The following is a 16,638-nucleotide window of genomic DNA, read 5'->3' as shown; positions in this document are numbered from 1 at the left end:
GTCGGCGAGACGACGGATCTCCCGGATGTCGTACCTGTGAAGCAGGCGGCGACCCGATCGGGCTCGTGGGCGTCGACCGCCGACTTCCACCGGTCGAGGACGGTACGCAGAATCTGCGCCTCGGACATGATGCCTCCCTGCTGACGGACGTGCCCCGTTGCGTGCCTGTCGAGCTGCCCCACGAACGGGGCGAGCCCCAGGCTCAACGAGGTGGCTGACCCGGGTCGTTCGGGTGCGGCGTCAACGGCGTCACGGTCTCGCGCCGCCAGGCACGCAGCGGCATCGACGCGAGCACGGCTTCCAGCTCATCGGCGCCGTCGGCCTGGAACAGCCCCCAGGTACGCCACTCCCCCGGCGCCAGCGGCGGCCGCCACAGCCGCAGCAGGCTGCCCTGCGCCGTCAGCTCGGCCGAGCGTGCCGCCTCTCGCGCGCGCATGTTCGCGACCTCGTCGTCCGACGTTCCCTGCGGAACCGTCGTCACCATGTCAACCAGGAACTCCACGCGCCCATCCTCCGGCCGCCAGCCGGGCAGCACGGCGGGAACCCCGTTTTGCGTGGCGGTCGTCTCCCCGCCGACGCCGCCAGCGAACGCCGAGGTCAGTCGGGGTCGCGCACCAGGATCCGTACCGCGCGGGCCGCGCCCACCGCCGCGACCAGCACCGCGTGCCGGGGCTCCGGCACGTCGAGCAACCGCTCCGCCCGCAATGGCACGAGCGGGGCCAACCGCCGGTCGGCCAGCACCCCGTCCACCGCCCGCCGGTCACCGCCACAGACCAGCGCGGCGAGCCTCGCCGCCTCCGGCAACAGCAGCCGTACGGCCAGGTCCGCCGCATCGCCCAACGCCGCCTTCGCCTGGTTGTCGCGCCGACGGGCGAACCGGTGCTGCGACCAGCCCCCCGCGGCGGTGCGCCCCTGCACGTACCGGGTGTCCACCTTGGAGACGACCAGATCGGCGCCTTCGGCCACTCCGATCGCGACCGCGCCCTTGCGGGCCAGCAGCAGGCCGATCCGGCGGGGCAGCACGGCGGCGGCCACGAACCCGGCCACGTCCGCGCCGGCCGGCGCACCCGGTGGGGCGTACAGCTCGGCGGTCGCCCCGTCCGGGGCGGCGAGCAGCAGGCCGTACTCCCGCACGCTGGTGGTGGGCGGGCCGTGCCGGTCGGCGAAGCCCTCCACCCAGCGGCCGACGCGGGCCGGGTCGACCTCGACCCACCGCCCTCCGCCGGCTGCGGGTCGACTGGTCACCGCCCGACCGTACGGCACAGCGGGCCGGCTCGGACCGTCGGGCGTCACGATCCGGGCCGGACCGTCCGCGTGGTCGCCGCTCAGCCGGGCAGCAGCGCGACCACCGCCAGCGCGGCGATGAGCGCGCTGGAGACCAGGCCGGTGACCAGCCGACCACGCGGCCCGGTCAGCGCCCGGCCGACCACCGTGCCGCCGCCGGCGATGACCAGTTGCCAGCTCGCCGACGCCAGGAACACCCCGGCCACGAAGAGCGCCATGGGGGCGACACCCGACTCGGCCGTGTTCCGGCGACCGAGTACCAGCGCGGTGAAGTAGAGCACCGTCATCGGGTTCAGCAGGGTCAACCCGAGCAGCGCCGCGTAGGCCCGCCCCGGAGTGCTCATGCCCCGACCGGCGCGTGCGATCGGTGGTCGCTGCGCGCGGTGCGCCGACCAGGTTCGCCAGAGGCCGTGCCCGGCGAGCCCCAGCAGGACCATGGCGGCGACCACCCGCAGCGGGCCGGCGACCGGCGCGATGACGTCGGCCAGACCAGCGCCGCCGAGCGCGGCGACGGCCGCGTAGAGCCCGTCGGCCGTCGCCACGGCGAGCGCCGCGGCCGCACCGACCCGAAACGAGGTACGGGCGCTGAGCCCCAGGATGAGAATCGCGATCGCGCCGACGGGAATGGCGACGCCGTAGCCGGCGACCAGGCCGGCGAGGAACGCCCCGCTCACGGTCGTCGGTGCGTGGTCGAGGCCCGGCCACGAGTCGGCCGCTGTCGGCGCACGGCAGTCGCCGCACGGACAGGGGCCTGAATCGGGTACGCCTCAATCACACGCGCATCCTCCGCGCCGCCTCCCCGACCCCGCCACCGAATTTCCCCGCGCCCAGCGCTCGAACCAGGATGTAGTGGCCTCGGCGACGCGCCGATGCCACTACATCAAGGATCGAGCGTGATCTTGGGTTGTTCGGGGTCGGCCGACCCGTCTAGAGCCGCGCTGCGGACCACTGGGGGTCGCGGCCGAGGTAGGAGAGCACGGCGCTGACGTCGTCGGCCTCCGCACCGGGGTCGAGCGCCGGGGCGTACGCGCCGTAGGTCCGCAACGGCTCGACGATCTGCCGGGCGACCTCCAGCAGGGGGCGAGCCAGGTCGTCGTGGAGGGGGGATGGCTGACCGGTGGCCACCGCGATGTCCCAGGCGTGCACCGCCGCGTCGAGAGCGCACGCGACGGCACCCACCGGGGCCGGCAGCGGACCCACGGGCAGCGGCGTCAGCACCTGCGGATCGTCGTCGGCGACGCCCGCCCAGGCGTGGGCGGATGCGTCGAGGGCGGCGCGCAGCCCGATCAGCTTGTCCCCCTCGATCCGGCCGGAGGGCGCGAACGGGTCCTCCGCCGGCCCCGCCCCGCCGACGATCGCCGCCGCGAAGGCCATCTGGTCGCCGGTCGCGTGCTGGAGCACCTGGGTGACCGTCCACCGCTCGCACGGAGTGGGCAGGTCCCAGCCGTCGGCCGGGATGCCCTCGGCGGTCGTCCGGAGCGCCCTGTGCGCCTCGTCGAGCACGATCCGCCACTGTCCAGCTGCCAACTCACTCATTGTCCCGACCCTCTCCGCCGACCCCGCCGAGCGGGGCGAACCCGCTCACTTGTGAACGGAATGTTCCGCTCCGTTCTACGATCAGAATAGCAGACCGGAACGATCCGTTCCACTACTTGTTCACGTTGGGGTCCAACGAATCGAGCGCGGCGCCCAAACGGGCACCGCGCTCGACAGAGGTGGAACGAAGTCGGGTCAGACGTTGAAGCCGAGGGAACGGAGCTGGTCCCGACCCTCGTCAGTGATCTTGTCCGGACCCCACGGCGGGAGCCACACCCAGTTGATCCGAATGTCGTTGACCAGGCCGCCACCGGGGCCGGTGGTCAACGCCTGCCGGGCCTGGTCCTCGATCACGTCGGTCAGCGGGCAGGCCGCCGAGGTGAGCGTCATGTCCAGGGTGGCGACGTTCTCGTCGTCGACGTGCACGCCGTACACCAGACCCAGGTCGACCACGTTGATGCCAAGCTCCGGGTCGACGACGTCCTTCATCGCCTCCTCGATGTCGGCGATCATCGCCTTGCTGACGCCGCCCGCAGGGGCGGCGGCGTCACCGGTGCCGTCGGTCGTCACGGCGTCGGTCTGCGGCACCACGGTGGTGTCACCGGCCTCCGGCGTCGCCTCAGTAGCGGTGTTCTCGCTCATGCCTTCACCTCCGGGCTCGCGCCCACACCGGCGCGTGCCGCGGCGTCCTTGAACGCCATCCACGGCAGCAGCGCGCACTTGACCCGGGCGGGGTAACGGGCCACACCCGCGAAAGCAACCCCGTCACCGAGTACGTCCTCATCCGGCGTGACCTGGCCACGCCCGGACATCAACTCCACGAACGCCTCGTGCACCTCGAATGCTTCCCCAGCGCCTCGGCCACGCAGCAACTCGTGCAGCACGCTCGCCGACGCCTGGCTGATCGAGCAGCCCATCCCGTCGTACGAGATGTCGTGCAGCACGTCGCCGTCGGTGGCCACCCGGACGGTGACCTCGTCACCGCAGGTCGGGTTGACGTGGTGCGCTTCCGCGACCCGGTCGCCCGAGTCGTCGGCGGCGCGGAGGCCACGCCCGTGCGGGCGCTTGTAGTGGTCCAGGATGATCTCCTGGTAGAGCTGGTCGAGCTGCATCAGTCGAACACCTTCCGCACCTGCTCCAGACCGGCCACCAGAGCGTCGATCTCCTCGGTGGTGGTGTAGAGGTAGAACGAGGCCCGGGTCATGGCCGGGACGCCGAACCGGCTGCACACCGGCTTGGCACAGTGGTGGCCCACCCGCACCTGCACGCCGAGCGAGTCGAGCACCTGACCCACGTCGTGCGGGTGCACGTCACCCAGCGCGAACGAGATGGTGCCACCCCGGCCCACCGGCACGGTCGGGCCGAAGATCCGCAGGTCGGGCACCGAGCCGAGGGCGTCCAGCGCGTACGCCGTCAGCTCCTTCTCGTGCCACTGGATGGCCCGCATTCCGATGCCGGTCAGGTAGTCGACCGCCGCACCGAGCGCGACCGCCTCGGCGATCGGCGGGGTGCCGGCCTCGAAGCGGGCCGGCGGCGCGGCGAACGTCGAGCGGGCCATGGTGACCGTCTCGATCATCGAACCGCCGCCGAAGACCGGCGGCATGGCTGCCAGCAGCTCACCCCGACCCCAGAGCACGCCGATCCCGGTCGGACCGCACATCTTGTGCCCGGTGAAGACGATGTAGTCGGCGTCCAGGTCGACCACGTCGATGGGCAGGTGCGGCACCGACTGCGAGCAGTCCAGCAGCAGCAGCGCGCCCACCTCGCGGACCCGCGCGGTGATCCGCGAGGTGGCGTTGACCGTGCCGAGGATGTTGGACATGTGCACCAGCGAGACGATCTTCGTCCGTTCGGTGACCAGGTCCTCCAGGCCCGACTCGTCCAGTCGGCCCTGGTCGGTGACCGGGAACCAGCGCAGCGTCGCGCCGGTGCGCTCGCAGAGCAGCTGCCACGGGACGATGTTCGAGTGGTGCTCCATCTCGGAGATCACCACCTCGTCGCCGGGGCCGAGCCGGAACCGGGGGTCGGCGTCCGGACGCAGCGAGGCGTTCGAGAAGGCGTACGCCACGATGTTGATCGCCTCGGTGGAGTTCTTCGTGAACACCACCTCGTCGACGCTCGGCGCGTGGATGAACGCGGCGACCTTCGCCCGCGCCCCCTCGTACGCCTCGGTGGCCTCGGTGCCCAGGGTGTGCACCGAGCGCGACACGTTGGCGTTGTGCCGTGCGTAGTGCTCGTCGAGCACGTCGAGCACCTGCCGGGGTTTGTGCGAGGTGTTGGCGCTGTCGAGGTAGACCAGCGGGTGTCCGTTGATCTCCCGATCGAGGATCGGGAAGTCGGCGCGCACCCGGGCCACGTCGAAGCGTGGCACGTCGTCGTACTGCGGCATCCCGGAAGGGATCGCGATGCTGGTCATCTCGGCAGCGCCTCTCCCGCTCAGGCCTTGGCCGTGCCGGCCCCGGCGGCGTACCGCTCGTAGCCCTCGGCCTCAAGCTTGTCGGCCAGCTCCGGGCCGCCCTGCTCGACGATCCGGCCGGCCACGAAGACGTGCACGAAGTCCGGCTTGATGTAGCGCAGGATCCGGGTGTAGTGGGTGATCAGCAGCACGCCGGTGTCGCCGGTGTCCCGGACCCGGTTGACGCCCTCGCTGACCACGCGCAGCGCGTCCACGTCGAGACCGGAGTCGGTCTCGTCGAGGATGGCGATCTTCGGCTTGAGCAGCTCCAGCTGGACGATCTCGTGCCGCTTCTTCTCACCGCCGGAGAAGCCCTCGTTGACGTTGCGCTGGGCGAACGCCGGGTCCATCTGGAGGCGCTCCATCGCGCCGCGCAGCTCACCGCCCCAGGTGCGCAGCTTCGGCGCCTCGCCGTCGATGGCGGTCTTCGCGGTCCGCAGGAAGTTCGCCACCGAGACGCCGGGCACCTCGACCGGGTACTGCATGGCCAGGAAGAGGCCGGCGCGGGCGCGCTCGTCGACCGTCATGGCCAGCACGTCCTCGTCGTCGAGGGTCACCGTGCCGCCGGTGATCTCGTACTTGGGGTGACCGGCGATCGAGTACGCCAGGGTGGACTTGCCGGAACCGTTCGGGCCCATGATCGCGTGGGTCTCACCGGAGCGGACGGTCAGGTCGACGCCGGCCAGGATCGGCTTGAGCTCACCCTCGGGCAGCTTGACCGACACCTTCAGGTCGCGGATCTCCAGGGTGCTCATTATCGGGTCACTCCATTACTCGGCGTCAGGCTGAGGTAGATGTCGCCGTCGCGGACTTCGACGGGGTAGACGGGGACGGGTTCGGTGGCGGGCAGCCCGGTCGGCTCACCGGTACGCAGGTCGAAGCGCGAGCCGTGCAGCCAACACTCGAGCGTGCAGCCGTCGACCTCGCCCTCGGAGAGCGCGACCGAGGCGTGCGAGCACTCGTCGTACGCGGCGTAGAAGTTGCCGTCCTCGCCGTGCACCAGGGCGATCGGAGTGCCGTCGACGTCCGCGCTGATCGCGGTGCCCTTCGGCACATCCTCGGTGGAGCAGAGTCGGATCATCAGGCGCCCGCCTTGGTCAGCCGGGCCTCGATCGCGTCGCCGAGGTGCTCGCGCAGCTGCTCCACCGGGATCTTGTTGATCAGCTCGGCGAAGAAACCACGGACCACCAGACGGCGGGCCTCACTCTCCGGAATGCCCCGGGCCATCAGGTAGAACAGCTGCTCGTCGTCGAAGCGGCCGGTCGCGCTGGCGTGGCCGGCACCGGCGATCTCGCCGGTCTCGATCTCCAGATTGGGTACGGAGTCCGCCCGCGCGCCATCGGTGAGCAGCAGGTTCCGGTTGATCTCGTACGTGTCGGTGCCGGTCGCCTCGGCCCGGATCAGCACGTCGCCCACCCAGACGGTGTGCGCGTCCTCGCCCTGCAGAGCGCCCCGGTACCCGACGTAGCTGCGGCAGTCCGGCACGCTGTGGTCCACGAGCTGGCGGTGCTCCAGGTGCTGGCCCGAGTCGGCGAAGTAGACGCCGTACAGCTCGGCCTCGCCACCCCGGCCGGTGTACTCCACGGAGGTGTACTGCCGGACCAGGTCACCGCCGAGGCTGACCTGGACGTGCGTCACGCGGGCGTCCCGACCGAGCTTGATCTTGAGGTGCTGCGCCTGCACCGCGTCGTCGGCCCAGTCCGCGACGGTGACCAGGGTCAGCTTCGCCCCATCGGCCACGGAGACCTCGACGTTGTCGGCCAACGTGACCGAGCCCTCCTGGGAGAACACGACGGTCGCCTCCGCGAACCGACCCACCTGCACCTGGGTGCGGGCGAAGGAGAGCTCCTCGGGGAACGCACCCAGCAGCCGCACGACCACCGGCTCGGACACCACGGCCTCGGCCGCCACCTCGACCAGGGCGACCCGCGCCGCCCCACCGTGCGCCAGCGCGCTGAGCCGGTCGACCGGCACGAGCACCGACGCGACACGGGCGTCGGTCGGCTCGACGAGCCGCACCGACACCCCGGCCGGCAGGGTCTCGTGCTCCACCGTGACGCCCCGACCGGTGGCGGCGGACGTGCCCGCCGTGGCCAGGCCGCGGAGGCGCTTGAGCGGGGTGAAACGCCACTCTTCCTCCAGGCCGGTGAGGGCCGGGAAGTCGGCGACGTCGTACGAGCGCAGCGCCTGCGACTTGGTGCTGGGCGGCGCGGAAGCCTGGGTAGTCATTTCTTCCTTGGTCTGTCTGTTCCGTGACGACGAGGTTGGGGCCTGGTGTGGCGGACCGACGTTCCGGCCCGCCCCGCGGGAGCGGCGGCGTCAGCCGACCGCACCCTCCATCTGAAGCTCGATCAGGCGGTTGAGCTCCAGCGCGTACTCCATCGGGAGCTCCTTGGCGATCGGCTCGATGAAGCCGCGCACGATCATGGCCATCGCCTCGTCCTCGCTCAGGCCCCGGCTCATCAGGTAGAAGAGCTGGTCGTCGCTGATCTTGGAGACGGTCGCCTCGTGCCCCATCGACACGTCGTCCTCACGGATGTCGACGTACGGGTAGGTGTCCGAGCGGGAGATGGTGTCGACCAGCAGCGCGTCGCACTTGACCGTGCTCCGGCTGTGGTGCGAACCCTCCAGCACCTGCACCAGGCCCCGGTACGAGGTGCGGCCGCCGCCCCGGGCGATCGACTTCGACACGATGGTCGAGGAGGTGTGCGGCGCGGCGTGCACCATCTTGGCGCCGGCGTCCTGGTGCTGACCCTCGCCGGCCATCGCCACCGAGAGGACCTCACCCTTGGCGTGCTCACCGGTCATGTAGACCGCCGGGTACTTCATGGTCACCTTGGAGCCGATGTTGCCGTCAACCCACTCCATGGTCGCGCCCTCGTGGCAGACGGCGCGCTTGGTCACCAGGTTGTAGACGTTGTTCGACCAGTTCTGGATGGTCGTGTAGCGGCAGCGCGCGTTCTTCTTGACGATGATCTCCACGACCGCGCTGTGCAGCGAGTCGGAGGAGTAGAGCGGCGCGGTGCAACCCTCGACGTAGTGCACGTACGCACCCTCGTCGACGATGATCAACGTCCGCTCGAACTGGCCCATGTTCTCCGTGTTGATCCGGAAGTACGCCTGCAGCGGGATCTCCACGTGCACGCCCTTCGGCACGTAGATGAACGAACCACCGGACCACACGGAGGTGTTCAGGGCGGCGAACTTGTTGTCGCCGACCGGGATCACCGTGCCGAAGTACTCCTTGAAGACGTCCTCGTGCTCGCGCAGCGCCGTGTCGGTGTCGAGGAAGAGGACGCCCTGCTCCTCAAGGTCCTCACGGATCTTGTGGTAGACGACCTCCGACTCGTACTGCGCCGCGACACCGGCGACCAGCCGCTGCTTCTCCGCCTCCGGGATGCCCAGCCGGTCGTAGGTGTTCTTGATGTCCTCGGGCAGGTCCTCCCAGCTGGTGGCCTGCTTCTCGGTGGACCGCACGAAGTACTTGATGTTGTCGAAGTCGATCCCGGTGAGGTCCGCGCCCCAGGCCGGCATCGGCTTACGGCCGAACAGCCGCAGGCCCTTCAGCCGCAGGTCGAGCATCCACTCCGGCTCGTTCTTCTTGGCCGAGATGTCCCGCACCACCGCCTCGTTGATGCCGCGCTGGGCGACCGCCCCGGCGGCGTCCGGGTCGGACCAGCCGTACTCGTACCGGCCCAGGGCGGCGAGCTGCTCTTCCTGGGTCAGGGGCTGGACGATCTGCTCGGTCATCTATCTGTCCTCACAGTGGTGACGGGATTACCGGATTGAGCGCGGCCCGGCTGGGCCGGGATGTGCGTGGTGCACACCCCGTCGCCGTGCGCGATGGTGGCCAGACGCTGCACGTGGGTGCCGACCAGGCGGGAGATAACCGCAGTCTCGGCCTCGCACAGCTGGGGAAACTCGGCGGCCACGTGCGCCACCGGGCAGTGGTGCTGACAGAGCTGGCCGCCGGAGGCGATCGTGGACGCGTTGGCAGCGTAACCCTCGGCCGTGAGCGCGGCGGCGAGTGCCTCGGCTCGGGCTAGAGGGTCGTCGCCGGCGTCCTCCATGGCCGTCCGACAACGGGACTCGAGGGCGGACACCTGCTCGGTGGCGAACGCCTCGACCGCGCCCGAGCCGCCACTGCGGGCGATCCAGCGCAACGCGGCGGTGGCCATGTTGTCGTAGTGGTGTGTGCCACAGCGGACCCGAGCGGCCTCGGTCAGCAGGAACACCTTGGCCGGGCGACCCCGACCACGGCTGCCCTGCACGGTCTGCTCGCGGGCGTAGACGTCACCGTCCGCGAGCATCGCGTCCAGGTGCCGACGGATCGCCGCCGGGCTGAGCCCGAGGGCCGCGCCAAGCTGAGCGGCGGTGGTCGCACCCTGCTCCAGCAGCAACTGGGTGACCCGATCCCGGGTGGAGATCTCGGCCGCCGCCGCGCCGGCAAGGGCGGCCGGGGTGGCCACGACGGGCGCGGACGCGGACGCACCGACGGCCGGGACGGCCGCCGACTGGTGCCCGGAGAGCGCCGCCGCGTTTTTCACAACGCCAACGTTACGTAATTACCCGGAGGGTCGCAAACCCGGGCCCCGGTGATCCGAACCACCGAGCCGACGGAGTCGGACGAAGCTCGATCACTACGGTGCGTAGGATTTGCGCCGTGAACCGAATCGTCCGTCCGGTCTCCGGCACCCTGCTGCGCCGCCTCGCGCTCGCCTCGATCATCGCGAACGTGGGCATCGTCGTCACCGGCGGGGCCGTCCGGTTGACCGCGTCGGGCCTCGGCTGCCCCACCTGGCCCCGGTGCACCGACGATTCGTACGTCACCACCCCCGAGATGGGCGTGTACGGGGTGATCGAGTTCGGCAACCGGATGCTGACCTTCGCGGTGGGCCTCATCGCGCTGGCCACCGTGCTGGCCGTACTGGCCCACCGGCCGCGTCGGCCCGGGCTCCTCGCGCTGGCCGTCGCGGTGTTCCTGGGCATTCCCGCCCAGGCGGTGGTCGGTGGCATCACCGTGCTGACCAACCTCAACCCCTGGGTGGTCGGCCTGCACTTCCTCGCCTCGATGGCGGTGATCGCCGCCGCGTACGCCCTCTGGCGGCGCATCGGCGACCCCGACGGCCCGGCGGTGACCGTGGTGCCCGCACCGCTGCGCGCGCTGGCCCGGATCACCACCGGCGTCAGCATCGCCGTGCTGGTCATCGGCACCTGGGTCACCGGCAGCGGCCCGCACGCCGGCGACCACGGCGCCGCCCGCAACGGCCTGGACCCGGAGTCGATCTCCCAGGTGCACGCCGACGCGGTCTTCCTCCTGGTCGGTCTCTCGGTGGCGCTCATCTTCGCGTTCCGCGCCGTCGGTGCGCAGCGGGCCACCCGCGCCGCGATCATCCTGGTCGCCGTGGAGCTGGGTCAGGGCGTGATCGGCTTCGTGCAGTACTTCACCCACGTGCCGGCTCTCCTGGTCGGCGCGCACATGCTCGGCTCCTGCCTGGTGCTGCTGGCCACCCTGGCGGTGCAGTGGTCGACCCGGGAACGCCACCCGGTCACGCCGGCACCTACGGCCACCCCGACCGACGCCGCCACCCCGGTCCCGGTCACCGCCTAACCCGCGCCCCGCGCCCCGCGCCCCGCGCCCCGCGCCCCGCGCCCCGCGCCCCGCGCCCCGCGCCCCGCGCCCCGCGCCCCGCGCCCCGCGCCCAAGATCCACGCAACTTCCCGGATGTTGCTCGCCTCCGACACGCCAGAGACAGCAACATCCCTGATAGTGCGCGGATCTTGACGACGAACACCGCCCCCAGGAGAACCACGAGCGGGGTGTGGGGCACTCACCGCCGCCACGGTCATGCTCGAACCAGGATGTAATGGCCTCACCAACGCGCCGATACCACTACAACCAGGACAACACCGTTGCGTTACCGTCCCGTCAATCATGGAGTTGTGGTGGGTGGCAAAGTGCCCGCATCGAGCCAACCAGGCACCGTAACTCCATCACCGACGAGGGCAGGCTGCCCCTCCTCCGCGATCTTGCGTTTACTGTCGCGACATAAGAGGGTATTCCGCAGATATCGGCCACCGAAACTGCAAGATCGGCGCGGGCGGGGCGTTTCTGGAGTGACGGACCTGGGTTCACCGTGCCCTTGCGCCCAGCAACCGATCGCTAACGCAACGGTGTTGACAACCAGGAACTTGCGCGATCTTGCCGGCGCGGGCGTTCCCCACGGGCGCAAGATCCGCGCAGCTTCGGGAAAAGTGCTGGGTCCTGGCGTGCTGAGACACAACTTCACCGAAGTTGCGCGGAACTTGGCGGCACCGCGCGACGGCGCAGGGCGGCGGCGCCGCAGCGACATTGCGGTGGAACGACAGTCGCGCTGCGGGGCACGACAGTCGCGAACGGCCGCGTAGCGCTGGGCCGGGGAGTCAGGCGGTGCGGGCCAGGTGGGTGGTGATCGCGGTGGCGAGGCGGTCGGGGGCGCCGTCCGCGTACCCGATGAAGAGCGACGGTTCGGTCAGCTCCAGCTCGACCAGGACCGGCTCGCCGTTCGGGCCGGGGATGAGGTCGACTCGGGCGTAGAGGAGCTGTCGGGTGCCGCCGGGCACCATCGCGAGGGTCTGCTCGGCCACCGCCAGTTGTTCGGGTCGGGCGGCGCGGGCGGTGATCTCTTCGGCCTTGTAGAGCCCGTCCGGGCCGAGGTCCGGCCCGGTCAGCATCGGACCCTTGCGGATCGCGTGGCTGAACGCGAGCCCGTCCGGGCCGGCCAGGAAGAGCAGTGCCGTCTCGCCCTCGGTGTCCACGGCGCGAAGGTACGGCTGGACCATGGTCACCCGGCCGGCCGCGGAGAGCCGGCGGACGTGCGCGACGGCCAAGTCGCGGTGCTCCGGGTCGGCGAGGTCGTACCGGCCGGTGTCCTGGCTGCCCGCGCTGACCGCGGGCTTGAGCACGTACTCGCCGGTCTCGGCGGGCAGTTGCCAGCTCTCCCCCGACGCGATCCACGACGTCGGCACGGTTGGCACCCCGGCGGCGCTCAGCTCGGCGAGGTACCGCTTGTCGGTGTTCCAACGGACCACGTCGGCCGGGTTGACCAGCGCCGGAACGGTGGCCGCCCAGGCCACGAACTCGTCACGGCGGAGCGCGTAGTCCCAGGGTGAGCGGAGCACGACCAGGTCGTAGGAGGCCCAGTCGACGTCGGGGTCGTCCCAGACCACGGTGGCGACGGCGACGTCACGGGCGGCGAGCGGGGCGAGGACCAGCCGATCGTCCGGGTCGAGGTCGACCAGGTCGGCACAGGTGACGAGAGCGACCCGGGGTTTCCCCCGGGTCGACTGGTGGTGAGTGGTCAATTCAGCTGTCTATTTCAGCGGGCCATCGTGCGCCGGGCCATCGACCGCCACAGGTCGTTGCTCGGACGCATCTGGTCCATCAGTTCGCGCTCCCAGGCGTTCTCGACGGTGACTCCCGCCTTGGCGCACGCCTCCCGGGCGGTGACGGTGTCGTCGGCGAACTGGTCGCCCCACTCACCGTCGGAACCCACCAGCACGATTCGCGCGCCCCGCTTGCCGACGTACTCGATGACCGCCTTCGCGCCGCCGTGCCCGGCGGCGAACGCCTTGAGGCCCGCGACCAGGCCGTGGGGCGCCTGCTCGCCGGCGGTCTGCTCGGCCGTCAGCGTCGTATCGGAACCATCTGCCATGACGCGAAGCCTAAGCAGAGTTGCACCCCGTCGGGCGAGAACCATGAAGCTTTTGTGATGCCAATTACCTACAGGTTTAAGGATGACCACAGGTTTGCTGTCCGTTTATATCCGGACTTATGCGCTCAAACCGCGTTGGCAAATTACCCCGCAACGGCCTTGACTTGAGCCGATGCGACTCATGCCGAAAGTTACTCTGATGTGACGTTAAACCCGGACAACTCATCCACGTCCGTGATTAGTCGGCAGATCCCCGACGGCCAGAACGACCGCACCGGAGGCCAAGAAGCGGGAACGGGAAGGGAACGGGTCAGATCAACGCGTCGAGCGCGACGGCCACGAAGACGATCGTGAGGTACGTCGTCGACCAGTGGAACAGCCGCATCGGCTTGACCGCCTCGCCGCGCGTGGCGCGCCGGCACAGCTTGTGCGCCTCGACCACGAAGATGGCACCCACCACCAGGGTCGGCACCCCGTAGATCGCGCTGAGCCCCAGCGGCCAGACGGCCAGGGACGTGAGCACCGTGAGCCACGCGAAGATCAGGATCTCGGCGTTCACCCGGCGGATCGAGGCCACCACCGGCAGCATCGGAATGCCGGCCCGGGCGTAGTCGTCCTTGTACTTCATGGCGAGCGGGTAGAAGTGCGGCATCTGCCAGAAGAAGACCACCGCGAAGAGCCCCCACGCGGCCGGGGCCAGCGAGCCGGTCACCGCCGCCCACCCGATCAGCACCGGGGCCGCCCCGCAGGCGCCGCCCCAGAAGGTGTTCGCCGAGGTGGAGCGCTTGAGCCACAGGGTGTAGACGAGGTCGTAGTAGGCGATCGCGGCGAGGGTCAGCCCGGCGGCCAGCAGATTGGTGAACGCCGCCATCAGCGCCACCGACACCACCGCCAGCACCAGGCCGAAGATCAGTGCGCTCCGCGGCGACACGGTGTGCGCCGGTAGCGGCCGACGCTTGGTACGCCGCATCAGCTGGTCGATGTCACGGTCGATGTAGCAGTTGAGCACGCTGGCCGCACCGGCGGCGAGCGAGCCGCCGATCAGCACGACGGCCATCAACCACAGCGACGGCAGCCCGCCCTCGGCGAGCATCATCGCCGGAATGGTCGTGACCAGCAGCAACTCGACGATCCGCGGCTTGGTGAGCGCCACGTACGCCGAGATGATCCCGCGTACGTCCCGCCGGGCCACCGTGCCCTCGGCCGCCCGCGCCGGACGTTGCCCGGCCGGGTTGCTCGCGGGGCGCTCGGTGATCATGCTCACGGATTGCCACCTTCCGGCATCGGGCACGGGGAGATCGGATCGGCCGGGACCGCGTGGGCCCACATACCGCCCCACACACTACGCGTCGTCGTTTTGGCTGCCCGGCCGACCCGACAACGGTGCGGGCCGTCACACCACCGGGTTGAACAGAGCATCCGGGTGGTCACGTAGCGCACACCATGCAGAGATCCCTGGGCGCACGTTTAGGGACGCTCGATAAGGTCATCGGTGAGGGTTCCGCCCATCTGCCGAGGAGCACAACCATCGTGGCTGTTAAACGACCCGAGCACTCCGCACTGAACTGGTCCGACCTCGATCGCCGGGCCGTAGACACCGTCCGCGTGCTGGCCATGGACGCCGTAGAGAAATCCGGCAACGGCCACCCGGGCACCGCGATGAGCCTCGCGCCCGCGGCGTACCTCCTCTTCAACCGCGTCATGCGGCACAACCCGGCCGACCCGAACTGGCCCGGCCGCGACCGGTTCGTCCTCTCCGCCGGGCACTCCAGCCTGACGCTCTACATCCAGCTGTTCCTGTCCGGCTACCCGCTGAGCCTGGACGACCTGAAGTCGTTGCGGCAGTGGGGCTCGCAGACGCCGGGGCACCCGGAGCACGGGCACACGCCGGGCGTGGAGACCACCACCGGCCCGCTCGGGCAGGGTCTGGGCAACGCGGTCGGCATGGCCATGGCGGCCCGCCGCGAGCGCGGCCTGTTCGACCCCGAGGCCGAGCCCGGCGCGTCGGTCTTCGACCACGACATCTGGTGCATCGTCTCCGACGGCGACATCGAGGAGGGCATCAGCCACGAGGCCAGCGCCCTCGCCGGGCACCAGCAGCTGGGCAACCTCACGGTGATCTACGACGACAACGAGATCTCCATCGAGGACGACACCCGCATCGCCAAGAGCGAGGACGTGGCCGCCCGCTACGAGGCGTACGGCTGGCACGTGCAGACCGTCGACTGGCGCAGCGGCGACGCCGACCAGGGCGACTACCAGGAGAACGTCGAGGCGCTGTACGCGGCGCTGCTGGCCGCCAAGGCGGACACCGGTCGTCCCTCCTTCATCGCGCTGCGCACCATCATCGGCTGGCCCGCGCCCAACAAGCAGAACACCGGCAAGATCCACGGCTCGGCGCTCGGCGCCGACGAGGTGAAGGCCACCAAGCGGATCCTCGGCTTCGACCCGGAGCAGACCTTCCAGGTCGACGAGGACGTGCTCGCCCACGCCCGCACGGTGATGAACCGCGGCGACCAGGCCGAGCAGGAGTGGACCGCCGCGTTCGACGCCTGGAAGAAGGCCAACCCGGAGCGCACCGCGCTCTACGAGCGGTTGGCTGGCCGTGTACTCCCCGATGGCTGGGCCGACGCGCTGCCGGTGTTCCCCGCGGACGCCAAGGGTGTGGCCACCCGGGCCGCCTCCGGCAAGGTGCTGGAGGCGCTCGCGCCGGTGCTCCCGGAGCTGTGGGGCGGCTCGGCCGACCTGGCCGAGAGCAACAACACCACCATGAAGGGCGAGCCGTCGTTCATTCCGGCCGCGCACGCCACCAAGGACTTCCCCGGTCACGAGTACGGCCGCACGCTGCACTTCGGCATCCGCGAGCACGCCATGGGCGCGATCCTCAACGGCATCGCCCTGCACGGCGGTACCCGCCCGTACGGCGGCACGTTCCTCGTGTTCAGCGACTACATGCGTCCGTCGGTGCGGCTGGCCGCGTTGATGAAGCTGCCGGTGACCTACGTGTGGACGCACGACTCGATCGGTCTCGGCGAGGACGGCCCGACCCACCAGCCGGTGGAGCACCTGACCGCGCTGCGCGCCATCCCGGGCCTGGACGTGGTCCGGCCGGCGGACGCCAACGAGACGGCCTGGGCCTGGCGGCAGGCGCTCGAGCACACCGACCGGCCCACCGCGCTGGCGCTGAGCCGTCAGCCGCTGCCGACTCTGGACCGCGACGTCCTGGGCAGCGCGGACGGCGTGGCCAAGGGCGGCTACGTGCTGGCCGAGGCGTCCAACGGCAAGCCTCAGGTGATCATCGTCGGCACCGGTTCCGAGGTGCAGCTCTGCCTGACCGCCCGGGAGCGGCTGGAGGCCGACGGCACCCCGACCCGGGTGGTCTCGATGCCCTGCCAGGAGTGGTTCTACGAGCAGGATGAGGCGTACCGGGAGTCGGTGCTCCCGCGCGGGGTAAAGGCACGGGTGAGCGTGGAGGCGGGCATCGCGATGTCCTGGCGCGGCGTCGTCGGTGATTTCGGCGAGAGCGTCAGCCTGGAGCACTACGGAGCGAGCGCCCCGCACACCGTGCTCTTCGAGCAGTTCGGGTTCACCCCCGACCGGATCGTGGCGGCGGCGCACGCCTCGCTGGCCCGGGTGGGCGACATCACCGGTTTCACGACCGGAAACTGA

Annotated in this window: 17 protein-coding genes; 2 read left to right on the top strand and 15 right to left on the bottom strand. The window is 70.5% G+C overall.

Annotation, left to right across the window (positions count from 1 at the left end; genetic code table 11):
* Positions 1–202 precede the first annotated feature (202 nt).
* The 12 genes from ACIBF8_RS30365 to ACIBF8_RS30310 form a co-directional block, all read right to left on the bottom strand.
* Positions 203–502, bottom strand: coding sequence for a muconolactone Delta-isomerase family protein (locus ACIBF8_RS30365; protein WP_396787342.1), 300 nt, complete (start codon positions 500–502; stop codon positions 203–205).
* A gap of 95 nt (positions 503–597) precedes the next feature.
* Positions 598–1,245: an acVLRF1 family peptidyl-tRNA hydrolase gene (locus ACIBF8_RS30360; RefSeq protein ID WP_396787341.1), complete on the bottom strand. Its 648-nt coding sequence runs from the start codon at positions 1,243–1,245 to the stop codon at positions 598–600.
* An 80-nt stretch (positions 1,246–1,325) separates the two neighbouring features.
* Positions 1,326–1,958 (bottom strand): LysE family transporter, encoded by a 633-nt coding sequence (locus tag ACIBF8_RS30355; RefSeq protein WP_396787340.1) that lies wholly within the window; start codon positions 1,956–1,958, stop codon positions 1,326–1,328.
* A gap of 253 nt (positions 1,959–2,211) precedes the next feature.
* A complete protein-coding gene (locus ACIBF8_RS30350) occupies positions 2,212–2,820 on the bottom strand; it encodes a TIGR03086 family metal-binding protein (protein ID WP_396787339.1) in 609 nt (202 codons plus the stop codon).
* A 195-nt stretch (positions 2,821–3,015) separates the two neighbouring features.
* Positions 3,016–3,462 carry a metal-sulfur cluster assembly factor gene (locus ACIBF8_RS30345; RefSeq protein ID WP_396787338.1) on the bottom strand — a complete coding sequence of 149 codons (447 nt, stop codon included), beginning with the start codon at positions 3,460–3,462 and terminating at the stop codon, positions 3,016–3,018.
* Positions 3,459–3,932, bottom strand: a complete 474-nt coding sequence (sufU, locus tag ACIBF8_RS30340; protein ID WP_396787337.1) for a Fe-S cluster assembly sulfur transfer protein SufU — start codon at positions 3,930–3,932, stop codon at positions 3,459–3,461. The genes ACIBF8_RS30345 and sufU overlap by 4 nt, the downstream gene beginning before the upstream one ends.
* A complete protein-coding gene (locus tag ACIBF8_RS30335) occupies positions 3,932–5,236 on the bottom strand; it encodes a cysteine desulfurase (protein ID WP_396787336.1) in 1,305 nt (434 codons plus the stop codon). The genes sufU and ACIBF8_RS30335 overlap by 1 nt, the downstream gene beginning before the upstream one ends.
* Before the next feature lie 20 nt (positions 5,237–5,256).
* Positions 5,257–6,030: a Fe-S cluster assembly ATPase SufC gene (gene sufC, locus ACIBF8_RS30330; RefSeq protein WP_396787335.1), complete on the bottom strand. Its 774-nt coding sequence runs from the start codon at positions 6,028–6,030 to the stop codon at positions 5,257–5,259.
* The gene (locus ACIBF8_RS30325; protein ID WP_363617703.1) at positions 6,030–6,356 is read right to left on the bottom strand and encodes a non-heme iron oxygenase ferredoxin subunit; all 327 of its coding nucleotides are present in this window, start codon (positions 6,354–6,356) and stop codon (positions 6,030–6,032) included. Before ACIBF8_RS30325 ends, sufC begins: the two co-directional genes overlap by 1 nt.
* A complete protein-coding gene (gene sufD, locus ACIBF8_RS30320) occupies positions 6,356–7,504 on the bottom strand; it encodes a Fe-S cluster assembly protein SufD (RefSeq protein ID WP_396787334.1) in 1,149 nt (382 codons plus the stop codon). The genes ACIBF8_RS30325 and sufD overlap by 1 nt, the downstream gene beginning before the upstream one ends.
* Positions 7,505–7,594: 90 nt before the next feature.
* On the bottom strand, positions 7,595–9,025 hold the full coding sequence (gene sufB / locus ACIBF8_RS30315; protein ID WP_030337321.1) for a Fe-S cluster assembly protein SufB: 1,431 nt from the start codon (positions 9,023–9,025) through the stop codon (positions 7,595–7,597).
* Positions 9,022–9,822: a helix-turn-helix transcriptional regulator gene (locus tag ACIBF8_RS30310; RefSeq protein ID WP_396787333.1), complete on the bottom strand. Its 801-nt coding sequence runs from the start codon at positions 9,820–9,822 to the stop codon at positions 9,022–9,024. The genes sufB and ACIBF8_RS30310 overlap by 4 nt, the downstream gene beginning before the upstream one ends.
* 98 nt (positions 9,823–9,920) lie before the next feature.
* On the opposite strand from ACIBF8_RS30310, the gene ACIBF8_RS30305 reads away from it, so the two are divergent.
* On the top strand, positions 9,921–10,886 hold the full coding sequence (locus ACIBF8_RS30305; RefSeq protein WP_396787332.1) for a heme A synthase: 966 nt from the start codon (positions 9,921–9,923) through the stop codon (positions 10,884–10,886).
* 812 nt (positions 10,887–11,698) lie between these two features.
* Here ACIBF8_RS30305 and ACIBF8_RS30300 read toward each other — a convergent pair.
* The 3 genes from ACIBF8_RS30300 to ACIBF8_RS30290 all read right to left on the bottom strand — a co-directional run bounded on the left by ACIBF8_RS30300 (position 11,699) and on the right by ACIBF8_RS30290 (position 14,233).
* Positions 11,699–12,619 (bottom strand): RimK family alpha-L-glutamate ligase, encoded by a 921-nt coding sequence (locus ACIBF8_RS30300; protein ID WP_396787331.1) that lies wholly within the window; start codon positions 12,617–12,619, stop codon positions 11,699–11,701.
* A 14-nt stretch (positions 12,620–12,633) separates the two neighbouring features.
* A complete protein-coding gene (locus ACIBF8_RS30295; RefSeq protein ID WP_030491570.1) occupies positions 12,634–12,969 on the bottom strand; it encodes a hypothetical protein in 336 nt (111 codons plus the stop codon).
* Between the two features lie 310 nt (positions 12,970–13,279).
* Complete coding sequence (locus ACIBF8_RS30290) at positions 13,280–14,233, bottom strand: heme o synthase (protein WP_396787330.1); 954 nt, start codon at positions 14,231–14,233, stop codon at positions 13,280–13,282.
* Positions 14,234–14,499: 266 nt separating this feature from the next.
* Between ACIBF8_RS30290 and tkt the strand changes: the two genes are divergently transcribed.
* Positions 14,500–16,638: a transketolase gene (tkt, locus tag ACIBF8_RS30285; protein ID WP_396787329.1), complete on the top strand. Its 2,139-nt coding sequence runs from the start codon at positions 14,500–14,502 to the stop codon at positions 16,636–16,638.

The organism is Micromonospora sp. NPDC050276 (assembly GCF_044459545.1).
In the GTDB taxonomy this organism is placed as follows: domain Bacteria; phylum Actinomycetota; class Actinomycetes; order Mycobacteriales; family Micromonosporaceae; genus Micromonospora.
The sequence above is the reverse complement of the archived record's forward strand: the minus strand, read 5'-3'. Positions and strand labels throughout refer to the sequence as shown.